Genomic DNA, 10,962 nt, shown 5'->3' with positions numbered 1-10,962 from the left:
AATTTATAAGAAATAATCTATATTTGTTCACCATATAAACATTAATATTGCAAAAAGAAGATGTATTATACAATAGGATTAATGTAAAGTAGCAGGAGGCCTTATGGCGGATAAGAAGTTAAAAAATAGCTTAAAAAATCAAATGCTTAAAATGACACTTATACCTCTTATTCTTATGACAATTGCGATTGTGGCTGTAAGTGGACACGTTGTTCGAAAAACAATAACTGACCAAATAGAAAAAGAGCTAATTCGAGATGCAGAAGTGGTTGGGTTTATTTTTGATGAATTTTATGAAGGAGAATATAGAGTAGAAGAGTCAGAGGATGCTAATGAATTAAAAATATACAAAGGTGATCAGCTGATAAATAGTAATGATAGTCTCATGAATCTATTCTCCGAAAAACTAGACGTAGATGTTTCAATCTTTTATAAAGATGTTCGAATTATTTCCACATTAGCAGACGACGATGGTAATAGTGCAATAGGTACGCAAGCTTCTTCTATAGTAAAAAAGGAAGTAATAGATAGTGGACAATCGGCTTTTTATGATAATGTAATGGTTTACGACCAAAGGAGTTATGCCTATTACACACCTTTAAAAAATGATAAAGACGAAGTTATAGGAATGATTGCTGTTTGTCGTGCCAGTGGTGATGTTATAAATGAAGTAATTAGGTATGAGCTTCCTGTTGTAGGAATATGCGTCGTGGTAGCTTTATTCTTTGGTATAATCATGATTCGCTACAACAGACATCTTGCAAACAGAATTTTCAAAATGGATAAATACATGAATTCGTTGGCTAACGGTGATTTCGATAAAGAAATGCCTAGAGAGCTTATGCAGCTTGATGATGAGCTTCGTCATTTGGCCAATGATGGTAAACGCATGGCTCGTTCTATAAAAACCTTGGTAGAGTATGATGCCCTAACAGAGCTTAATAATAGACGCTCTGCTGATAAAAAGCTCGAAGAAATCAGGATTCGTTCTGTGGAGCAGGGCATTAAATATTGCATTTGCATTAGTGACATTGATTTCTTCAAAAAGGTTAATGATACATACGGCCATGAAATGGGTGATGAAGTATTGAAGATGGTATCCGCTAAGCTTAAATCCGGCATGGTGGGAAAAGGCTTCGTTGCTAGATGGGGCGGAGAGGAATTCTTGATTATTTTTGAAAATAGAGAGCTTGATATAGCTCGTAGAGAGCTAGAGATAATCATGGATGATATAAGAACCATCTGGGTTCCTGATTCAGATCGTCAAATCACTATGAGCTTTGGATTAACCTTTATGTCACCAGAAGAATCAGTTGATGAAACATTGAAAAGAGCAGATGACAATTTGTATGAAGCCAAGGAAACTGGACGTAATCAAATTGTCTGTAAGTAATAGTACATCTAAATTAGAACAGGTGCCACCTTATGGTGACACCTGTTTTTTATTTATTTAGCATATTTAAATTCAGGATGAGAAAACTCCATACGAACTAGTATCAAGCAAATTGTGAATGAAAGAACATCCGCAATTGGTCCTGCATAGAGAACTCCATTGAATCCAAAAATCATTGGAAGGAAAATAATTAGTGGAGCAAGGAATAGTACTTGTCTTGTAAGAGACATAAAAATTCCTTTATATGGTTTTCCAATTGATGTAAAGAAGTTTGATGATATTGGCTGTAAAAAAGCACTACATATACCAAATAAGAAAATTCTAAAGTACTTCTCACAAAACTGGAAGTATAGCTCATCACCAGAACCAAATATAGAAACGATTTGTCGTGGGAATAGCTGGAAGCAAGCCCAACTAGCAAATGTAATACAAGCTGCTATTTTTAAAGCAAGGAGTAATGCATCCTTAACTCGCTTATACTGCTTGGCTCCATAGTTAAAACTGATAATTGGCTGTAAACCTTGAGAAATACCAATTACAAATGAGAAGCAAATTCCATTAACCTTTGAGATGATGCCTGCGCATGTAATTGGAATATCTGAACCATAAATTGATTGTGCTCCATAATGTCCCATAACACGGTTCATTGTGATTTGTACAATCATCATCGCAATTTGATTGATGAAAGGTGCTGTTCCTAAGGATGCAATTGATGCAATAATGTGGGCCTGTGGAATAAAGTGCTTTATCGATAATTTTACAGTTTTAAAACGAGTAAGATATACGATTACCATTATGCCAGCAATGTATTGTCCGATGATTGTGGCAACAGCAGCTCCGGCCATTCCCCAGTTGAACACAGCAACAAAGAAGAAGTCTAATATCGTATTTACGATGGCACCAACTAAGTTGATGGCCATAGTAACATTTGGGCTACCGTCTGCTCTAACTAAATGACTACCACCTGCTGATAAAATGAAAAGTGGATATCCTAAAGCACAGACTCTTGAATACTCCACAGCGTATGGAAGAATATTCTCTGTTGCACCACATGCTAAAAGTATTGGCTCCAAGAAAAGCTCAGTTATGATTGTTAGGATAAGGCCCCCTAAAAACATTATTGTTACGGCGTTTCCAATATAATAACCGGCTTTCTTTGTCTCGCCGCGACCCATTGCCAAATTGAATGTAGAAGCGGCGCCAATTCCACATAACAATGCAATTGATACATTTAGAATAGAAAGTGGAAATTGAATATTTGTTGCACCATTTCCAAGAGCACCAACGAAATTTCCAATAAAGAGTTGGTCAACCATATTGTAGAGAGAGCCTACAAGCATGGCGATGATACTTGGTATAGCAAATTTACGTAACAATGGTCCGATTTGTTCGGTTCCCAATGGATTTGATGTAGTAGTCATATGTTTGTGTTCCTTCTATAATATAGTAATAATTATTGAGCTATTGTCTTGTCCATCTTCCGCTGGCACCGCATGGAAGAATAAGTCCTGATTCTGTTACTGGAAGACCAATTTCATCGGCGGTAACTGTTCCAGGATGATTCTTTAACAATGCGGTACTAATCATATAATTAAGTACAGCAGGCTGTAGACCAGTTGTATATGAGTTAACCAAGAAGAATAAAGCGTCTTCTGATAGAATTTGCTCACAAAGCTCTATAAATGGGAAAATATCATCTTCGATTTTCCATACTTCGTTTTTGGAGCCTCTTCCATAAGAAGGAGGATCCATGATAATACCGTCGTATTTATTACCGCGTCTAATTTCACGTTCAACAAATTTACGGCAGTCATCTACAAGCCATCTAATTGGAGCATCAGCAAGTCCAGATGAGACAGCATTTTCTTTTGCCCACTGAACCATTCCTTTTGAAGCATCCACATGTGTAACCTGTGCACCAGCAGCTGCAGCTGCCAAAGTGGCACCACCAGTATAGGCAAAAAGATTTAATACTTTTACTGGACGGTTCTTTTCTTTTATTTCCTTATTAATAATAGAAGAAAACCAATCCCAGTTAACAGCCTGCTCAGGAAAAAGACCTGTGTGCTTGAAAGCAAATGGCTTAAGGTTGAAGTGAAGATCATGACTGCAGACAGGATAACTAATGGTCCACTGCTCAGGCAAATCAAAGAACTCCCATTCACCACCACCTTTATTTGAACGATGATAGTGTGCGTTAAGCTTCTTATAATAAGAAGACTTTTTTGGGGTATTCCAGATAACCTGTGGGTCTGGACGAAGGAGAATATAATCACCCCAACGTTCAAGCTTTTCTCCAGAAGAACAATCGATTATCTCATAGTCCTTCCAATTTTTTGCTGAATCCATATGTTTCACTAATGCCATAATAAAAAGCTACTATGAATATGTGAAGTAACAAATATTGATGGCAATCCTTTCTATATTAATATGTAGGTATATTTCTTTACATAATGAATTACTTCATATGTTATATGAAAGAAATTCATCGTGCTTTGAATATTATACTTAAAGATTATCAATGTTCAATGTTTTATAGTTACAAAATTTTAAGAAAACCACTAGATTTTGTACCTCTCTATATTGTTCTAAAAAAAATACAATTATTTTATTCTTTTTGTTGCGTCTATCTATATTCTCGTGTATATTATTACTTGCTGTGACATGATAGCTATGAAGCGTGAGGTTGCAACCTTTAATGGTTGGTTTTCCGTGGAGCGAATGTCAAGTTAGGAAACTGACGACAAGTCACTGTACAACAGAAAACCGTCCGCGTTTGCGGAGACGACGTGTGAGAACTTGGTTCGAACTTTGAGTTTTAAACCATGATACACACGGGTAAGTGTACAGTCGCCACTTGTTCGATTTTTCTCAGAAATCAGAAAAACGAAAAAGGAGGAGACTTTTTTTATGGCAAATCAAGTTATGAGAATCACACTCAAGGCTTATGATCATGAGTTAGTAGATTCATCTGCCAAGAAAATCATCGAGACTGTTAAGAAGAACGGAGCACAGGTTAGTGGTCCAGTACCTCTTCCAACAAAGAAGGAAGTTGTTACAATTCTTAGAGCTGTACATAAGTACAAAGACTCTCGTGAGCAGTTCGAGCAGAGAACTCATAAGAGATTGATTGATGTCATCGACCCAACACAGAAGACTGTTGAAGCACTTTCTAAGTTAGAGATGCCAGCAGGTGTTGAGATCAGCATCAAGAACAAGTAATTAATTTCAGGATTTTCTATGAAAATCGTGAACGGCGACGAGCCTATTCGCAAAGCGAATTATGATGGCGAGTCACATTATGAGTTCAACCAATTTTAGTTAAACATCCAAGATGGTTTTATATAGAAGCAACTTAGATTTCTTATCTGGTTCCACTTATATGACACTGTTCTAGGATGAACGGTTCCGCTACCCCAACGATATGAGATGGGCAAGAAGCGTTCCGCTGTAGAAAATGGAGGTAAGAAAAATGAAGAAGGCTATTTTAGCTACAAAGGTCGGAATGACTCAGGTCTTCAATGAAGGCGGCGAGCTTATTCCTGTAACTGTTCTTTCTGCAGGTCCTTGTGTTGTTACACAGATCAAGACAGTAGAGAACGACGGTTACGATGCAGTTCAGGTAGGCTTTGTTGACAAGAAAGTAAAGCTTGTTAATAAAGATGCTAACGGACGCAAAGAAATCATTCATCGCAATGGCGTAAACAAGCCAGAGAAGGGTCACTTCGATAAGGCTGGTGTTGAGCCAAAGAGATTTGTTAGAGAGTTCAGATTTGATAATTGTGCAGATTACGCACTCGCTCAGGAAATCAAGGCTGATATCTTTGAGGCTGGCGACAAGGTAGACGCTACAGCTACTTCAAAGGGCAAGGGATTCCAGGGTGCTATCAAGAGATTAGGTCAGCACAGAGGACCTATGGCTCATGGTTCTAAGTTCCACAGACATCAGGGTTCAAATGGTGCATGTTCATCACCTAGCCGTGTATTCAAGGGCAAGGGAATGCCTGGTCAGATGGGCGGAACAAGAGTTACAATCCAGAATCTTGAGATTGTACGTGTTGACGTTGAAAACAATCTGCTTTTAGTAAAGGGTGCTGTTCCAGGACCAAAGAAGTCTCTTGTAACAATCAAAGAGTCAGTTAAAGCAGGAAAGTAATCTTACGATAGGAAAGGAGGAACTTAGCGATGGCTAAAGTATCCGTATATAATATGGAAGGCAAAGAAGTTGGCACCATGGATCTTAACGACAGCATCTTCGCAGTTGAGATTAATGAGCATTTAGTTCACATGGCAGTTGTCCAGCAGCTTGCAAATAACCGTCAGGGAACACAGAAGGCTAAGACACGTTCTGAGGTTTCTGGTGGTGGTAGAAAACCTTGGAGACAGAAGGGAACAGGTCATGCAAGACAGGGTTCTACAAGATCTCCACAGTGGACAGGTGGTGGCGTAGTATTCGCTCCAACACCAAGAGATTATTCGTTTAAGCTCAATAAGAAGGAAAAGAGAGCAGCTCTTAAGTCAGTTCTCACTTCTGCAGTTAACGAGAACAAGTTCATCGTTGTTGACGAGCTTAAGCTTGACGCTATTAAGACAAAGGATTTCGCAAAGGTATTAACAAACCTTAACGTTGAGAAGGCACTTGTTGTTCTTGATTCTAACGATCAGAACGTAGTTATGTCTGCAAAGAACATTCCTACAGTAAAGACAGCTCTTACAAACACAATCAACGTTTATGACATCCTTAAGTACAACACAGTAGTTGTAACAAAGGCTGCTGTAGATCAGATTCAGGAGGTATATGCATAATGGCAAATGTACAATATTATGACGTAATCCTAAAGCCTGTAATCACAGAGAAGTCAATGAACGCTATGGCTGAGAAGAAGTACACATTCTTAGTTCATCCAGAAGCTAACAAGACAATGATTAAGGAAGCTGTTGAGAAGATGTTCGACGGAGTAAAGGTTGCTTCAGTTAACACATTGAATGCTGATGGCAAGACAAAGAGACGTGGAATGACTTTCGGAAAGACAGCAAAGACAAAGAAAGCTATTGTTCAGCTTACAGCTGATAGCAAGGACATCGAGATTTTCTCAGGTCTTTAAAATATAGCTATTAACTAAATGTATGCACAGTCGAGTGCGATAATAAACGAGTTTTTGAAAGGAGAACCAAAATGGGAATTAAGACATATAACCCATATACACCTTCGAGAAGAAATATGACTGGTTCTGATTTCGCTGAGATCACAAAGAACTCTCCAGAGAAGTCACTTCTTGTTTCACTTAAGAAGCATGCTGGTCGTAACAATCAGGGTAAGATTACCGTTAGACATCATGGCGGCGGTAATAGACAAAAATATAGACTTATCGATTTCAAGAGAAACAAGGATGGAATTCCTGCAAAGGTAATTGGTGTCGAGTACGATCCAAACAGAACAGCTAACATCGCTCTTATCTGCTACGCAGATGGTGAGAAGGCTTACATCCTTGCTCCAGCTGGTCTTACAGACGGCATGACAGTTATGAACGGTGCTGACGCTGAAGTTAGAGTTGGTAACTGCTTACCACTTGAGAAGATTCCAGTTGGTACACTTATTCACAATATTGAGCTTTATCCAGGTCGTGGCGGACAGCTCGTTCGTTCAGCTGGTAACTCAGCTCAGCTCATGGCTAAAGAAGGTAAGTACGCAACACTTCGTCTTCCTTCAGGCGAAATGAGAATGGTACCTCTTAACTGCCGCGCATCTATCGGTGTAATCGGTAACGGTGATCACAACCTTGTTAAGATCGGTAAAGCTGGTCGTAAGAGACACATGGGTATCAGACCTACAGTTCGTGGTTCTGTTATGAACCCTAATGACCATCCACATGGTGGTGGTGAGGGCCGCGCTCCTATCGGACGTCCAGGTCCATGCACACCTTGGGGCAAGCCAGCTCTTGGTCTCAAGACAAGAAAGAAGCACAAGCAGTCTAACAAGCTCATCGTAAGAAGACGCGATGGTAGAGCTATCAAATAAGGAGGATACACATGGCACGTTCATTAAAAAAAGGACCATTTGCTGATGCAAGCTTATTAAAGAAGGTTGATGCTATGAACGCTAGCGGAGACAAGTCAGTTATCAAGACATGGTCACGCCGTTCTACAATCTTCCCACAGATGGTTGGACATACAATTGCAGTACATGACGGAAGAAAGCATGTTCCAGTATATGTTACAGAAGACATGGTTGGACACAAGCTTGGTGAGTTCGTTGCTACAAGAACCTATAGAGGTCACGGCAAGGACGAGAAGAAGTCAAAAGTACGCTAGTTAGAGGAAAGGAGTTTTAATCATGGCTAAGGGACATAGATCTCAAATTAAACGTGAGAGAAACGATGTAAAGGATACAAGACCTTCAGCAAAGTTATCTTATGCTAGAATGTCAGTTCAGAAGGCTTGTTTCGTACTTGATGCCATTCGTGGTAAGGATGTTGATACAGCACTTGCTATCGTAATGTACAATCCAAGATACGCTTCAAGCGTTATAGAAAAATTACTTAAGTCTGCTATTGCAAACGCTGAGAACAATAACGGCTTAGATCGTAAGGACCTCGTAGTAGCTGAGTGCTATGCAAACAAGGGACCTACAATGAAGAGAATCAGACCAAGAGCACAGGGTAGAGCTTACAGAATCGAAAAGAGAATGAGCCACCTCACAATCGTGCTTGATCAGAAAAATTAAGGAGGCAAAACATGGGACAGAAAGTTAATCCTCATGGCTTAAGAGTCGGTGTTATTAAGGACTGGGATTCTAAGTGGTACGCTGAGGGCGAGAACTTCTCAGACTACTTAGTTGAAGACTATAATATCAGAAAATTTCTTAAGAAGAAGCTTTATGCTGCAGGCGTTTCTAAGATTGAAATCGAGCGCGCTGCTGGTAGAGTAAAGGTTACAGTTTATACAGCAAAGCCAGGCGTAGTTATCGGTAAGGGCGGCGCTGAGATCGACAAGATTAAGACAGAGCTCCAGAAGCAGACAAGCGATAAGCTTGTTGTTGATATTAAGGAAATCAAGAGACCAGATCGTGATGCACAGCTTGTAGCTGAGAACATCGCAGGTCAGCTTGAAAACCGTGTATCATTCCGTAGAGCTATGAAGTCTTGCATGGGTCGTGCAATGAAGACTGGTATCAAGGGTATCAAGACAAGCTGTTCAGGACGTCTTGGTGGTGCTGATATGGCTCGTTCAGAGTCTTACAATGAAGGTACTATTCCACTTCAGACACTTCGTGCTGATATTGATTATGGATTCGCTGAGGCTGACACTACATACGGTAAGGTTGGCGTAAAGGTATGGATCTATAAGGGTGAAGTACTTCCAAAGAAGAAGAATGTGGAAGGAGGAGCCGAATAATATGTTAATGCCAAAGAGAGCGAAGCATAGAAAACAGTTCCGTGGAAACATGGCTGGTAAAGCTTCAAGAGGAAATAAGATATCTTACGGTGAGTATGGTATCGTTGCAATGGAGCCAGCTTGGATCAAGTCTAACCAGATCGAGGCTGCTCGTATCGCTATGACACGTTATATTAAGCGTGGTGGTAAAGTTTGGATCAAGATTTTCCCAGACAAGCCAGTTACTGCAAAGCCTGCTGAAACTCGAATGGGTTCAGGTAAGGGTACACTTGAATATTGGGTAGCTGTTGTTAAGCCGGGCCGTGTATTATTCGAGATCTCAGGAGTATCTGAGGAAGTTGCTAGAGAAGCACTTCGTCTCGCTACACATAAACTTCCTTGCAAGTGCAAGATAGTTTCCCGTGAGGATTTAGAAGGCGGTGAAGCATAATGAAGAATACAAAGTACGTAGAAGATTTAAAGAACACTTCAGTAGCAGAGCTTAATGCTCAGCTTGTAGAAGCTAAGAAAGAACTTTTCAACTTAAGATTCCAGAATGCTACAAACCAGTTAGATAACACAGCAAGAATTCGCGAGGTTCGTCGTAACATCGCTCGTATTCAGACTGTTATCACAGAAGCTGAGAAGAACGCGTAAAAAGAATCTTAATTATTTGAAAGGAGATCAAAAACGTGGAAAGAAACTTAAGAAAAACACGTACAGGTGTTGTTGTAAGCGACAAGATGGATAAGACAATCGTTGTTGCAATCCGTGACAATGTAAAGCATCCACTTTACAACAAGATCGTTAAGAAGACATATAAGCTTAAGGCTCACGATGAGAACGGCGACGCTCACATCGGTGATACAGTAAAGGTTATGGAGACAAGACCACTCTCTAAGGATAAGAGATGGAGACTTGTTGAAGTAATCGAGAGAGCAAAATAATTAAAGGAGGCTACTATAATGGTACAACAGGAAAGTAGATTAAAGGTAGCCGATAATACAGGTGCCAAGGAAATCCTTGTTATCCGTGTTATGGGTGGATCTACAAGAAGATATGCCAACATTGGCGACGTAATTACTGCTACCGTTAAAGATGCAACACCAGGTGGCGTTGTAAAGAAGGGTGACGTTGTTAAGGCAGTAGTTGTTCGTTCAGTAAAGGGTGCCCGTCGTAAAGATGGTTCTTATATCAAGTTTGATGAAAATGCTGCAGTCATCATCAAGGATGACAAGACTCCAAGAGGAACTCGTATTTTTGGACCTGTAGCTAGAGAGCTTCGTGAGAAGCAGTTCATGAAGATTGTTTCTCTCGCTCCAGAAGTATTGTAGGAGGAAGAACGAATGGCAACAATGAAAATTAAAAAGGGCGATACTGTTCGTGTCATCGCTGGTGGCGATGTTAACAACGAAGGTAAGGTTATCGCAGTAGATAAAAAAAATAACACCGTTACAGTTGAAGGTGTTAACATGGTTAAGCGTCATGTTAAGCCTAGCATGGCTAATCAGGCAGGCGGTATCATCGAGCAGGAAGCTCCTATCGATGCTTCAAATGTTATGCTACTTCATAACGGTCAGCCTACACGCGTTGGCTTCAAGATGGACGGCGACAAAAAAGTTCGTTTCGCAAAGAAGACTGGCGAAGTGATTGACTAATTGAAGAAAGGAGAACAGTTCGTTGAGTAGATTAAAAGATCAGTATCTTAATGAAATCGTACCAGCAATGGTTGAGAAGTTTGGATACAAGAATATTATGGAAGTTCCTAAGATCGAAAAGATCGTTGTCAACATGGGTGTTGGCGAAGCAAAGGACAACGCAAAACTTCTTGAGTCTGCAGTCAAGGATATGGAAATGATTACAGGCCAGAAGGCAGTTACAACAAAGGCTAAGAATTCAGTTGCTAACTTCAAGATTCGTGAAGGTATGGCAATTGGTTGCAAGACTACACTTCGTGGAGAGAAGATGTATGAGTTCGCAGATCGTCTCATCAACCTTGCACTTCCACGTGTACGTGACTTTAGAGGTGTAAATCCTAACTCATTTGATGGCAGAGGAAACTATGCACTTGGTATCAAGGAGCAGATCATCTTCCCAGAAATCGAGTACGACAAGATCGACAAGACTCGTGGTATGGATATCATCTTCGTAACTACAGCTAAGACAGATGAAGAGGCTAGAGAATTACTTCGTTT

General features: G+C 40.0%; 17 protein-coding genes. 15 read left to right on the top strand and 2 right to left on the bottom strand.

Annotated features, from left to right (window positions below; all coding sequences use genetic code 11):
• Positions 1-103: 103 nt before the first annotated feature.
• A complete protein-coding gene (locus tag E7276_RS11565) occupies positions 104-1,393 on the top strand; it encodes a diguanylate cyclase domain-containing protein (RefSeq protein WP_294217713.1) in 1,290 nt (429 codons plus the stop codon).
• A gap of 53 nt (positions 1,394-1,446) precedes the next feature.
• Here the strand turns inward: E7276_RS11565 and E7276_RS11560 are convergent, their stop codons facing one another.
• Together E7276_RS11560 and E7276_RS11555 are read right to left on the bottom strand one after the other, a co-directional pair.
• Positions 1,447-2,814 (bottom strand): MATE family efflux transporter, encoded by a 1,368-nt coding sequence (locus E7276_RS11560; protein WP_294217709.1) that lies wholly within the window; start codon positions 2,812-2,814, stop codon positions 1,447-1,449.
• A 40-nt stretch (positions 2,815-2,854) separates the two neighbouring features.
• On the bottom strand, positions 2,855-3,760 hold the full coding sequence (locus tag E7276_RS11555) for a class I SAM-dependent methyltransferase (protein ID WP_330598996.1): 906 nt from the start codon (positions 3,758-3,760) through the stop codon (positions 2,855-2,857).
• A gap of 543 nt (positions 3,761-4,303) precedes the next feature.
• On the opposite strand from E7276_RS11555, the gene rpsJ reads away from it, so the two are divergent.
• The 14 genes from rpsJ to rplE all read left to right on the top strand — a co-directional run.
• Entirely contained in the window at positions 4,304-4,615 is a 312-nt protein-coding gene (rpsJ, locus tag E7276_RS11550) for a 30S ribosomal protein S10 (RefSeq protein WP_015548360.1), read from the top strand.
• A gap of 250 nt (positions 4,616-4,865) precedes the next feature.
• On the top strand, positions 4,866-5,549 hold the full coding sequence (gene rplC / locus E7276_RS11545) for a 50S ribosomal protein L3 (RefSeq protein WP_015548359.1): 684 nt from the start codon (positions 4,866-4,868) through the stop codon (positions 5,547-5,549).
• A gap of 29 nt (positions 5,550-5,578) precedes the next feature.
• The gene (gene rplD / locus E7276_RS11540) at positions 5,579-6,199 is read left to right on the top strand and encodes a 50S ribosomal protein L4 (protein ID WP_294217706.1); all 621 of its coding nucleotides are present in this window, start codon (positions 5,579-5,581) and stop codon (positions 6,197-6,199) included.
• Complete coding sequence (rplW, locus tag E7276_RS11535) at positions 6,199-6,498, top strand: 50S ribosomal protein L23 (RefSeq protein ID WP_294217703.1); 300 nt, start codon at positions 6,199-6,201, stop codon at positions 6,496-6,498. The genes rplD and rplW overlap by 1 nt, the downstream gene beginning before the upstream one ends.
• 71 nt (positions 6,499-6,569) lie before the next feature.
• On the top strand, positions 6,570-7,412 hold the full coding sequence (gene rplB / locus E7276_RS11530; protein ID WP_294217702.1) for a 50S ribosomal protein L2: 843 nt from the start codon (positions 6,570-6,572) through the stop codon (positions 7,410-7,412).
• 11 nt (positions 7,413-7,423) lie between these two features.
• Positions 7,424-7,705 carry a 30S ribosomal protein S19 gene (gene rpsS / locus E7276_RS11525; protein WP_028234427.1) on the top strand — a complete coding sequence of 94 codons (282 nt, stop codon included), beginning with the start codon at positions 7,424-7,426 and terminating at the stop codon, positions 7,703-7,705.
• A gap of 22 nt (positions 7,706-7,727) precedes the next feature.
• Positions 7,728-8,117 (top strand): 50S ribosomal protein L22, encoded by a 390-nt coding sequence (gene rplV / locus E7276_RS11520; protein WP_015548354.1) that lies wholly within the window; start codon positions 7,728-7,730, stop codon positions 8,115-8,117.
• 11 nt (positions 8,118-8,128) lie between these two features.
• Positions 8,129-8,788 carry a 30S ribosomal protein S3 gene (gene rpsC / locus E7276_RS11515; RefSeq protein ID WP_151623229.1) on the top strand — a complete coding sequence of 220 codons (660 nt, stop codon included), beginning with the start codon at positions 8,129-8,131 and terminating at the stop codon, positions 8,786-8,788.
• Position 8,789: 1 nt separating this feature from the next.
• Complete coding sequence (gene rplP, locus E7276_RS11510; protein ID WP_028234424.1) at positions 8,790-9,218, top strand: 50S ribosomal protein L16; 429 nt, start codon at positions 8,790-8,792, stop codon at positions 9,216-9,218.
• Positions 9,218-9,424, top strand: coding sequence for a 50S ribosomal protein L29 (gene rpmC / locus E7276_RS11505; RefSeq protein ID WP_015548351.1), 207 nt, complete (start codon positions 9,218-9,220; stop codon positions 9,422-9,424). Before rplP ends, rpmC begins: the two co-directional genes overlap by 1 nt.
• 35 nt (positions 9,425-9,459) lie before the next feature.
• Positions 9,460-9,714 (top strand): 30S ribosomal protein S17, encoded by a 255-nt coding sequence (gene rpsQ, locus E7276_RS11500; protein ID WP_028234423.1) that lies wholly within the window; start codon positions 9,460-9,462, stop codon positions 9,712-9,714.
• Between the two features lie 18 nt (positions 9,715-9,732).
• Positions 9,733-10,101: a 50S ribosomal protein L14 gene (gene rplN / locus E7276_RS11495; RefSeq protein ID WP_015548350.1), complete on the top strand. Its 369-nt coding sequence runs from the start codon at positions 9,733-9,735 to the stop codon at positions 10,099-10,101.
• A 12-nt stretch (positions 10,102-10,113) separates the two neighbouring features.
• Positions 10,114-10,425, top strand: a complete 312-nt coding sequence (gene rplX, locus E7276_RS11490) for a 50S ribosomal protein L24 (RefSeq protein ID WP_015548349.1) — start codon at positions 10,114-10,116, stop codon at positions 10,423-10,425.
• A gap of 22 nt (positions 10,426-10,447) precedes the next feature.
• Positions 10,448-10,962: 50S ribosomal protein L5 (gene rplE, locus E7276_RS11485; protein WP_294217698.1), on the top strand; the 515-nt coding region annotated here is incomplete at its 3' end.

The organism is Pseudobutyrivibrio sp. (genome assembly GCF_015057185.1).
Classification (GTDB): domain Bacteria; phylum Bacillota; class Clostridia; order Lachnospirales; family Lachnospiraceae; genus Pseudobutyrivibrio.
This window is presented reverse-complemented; position numbering and strand designations above follow the sequence as displayed.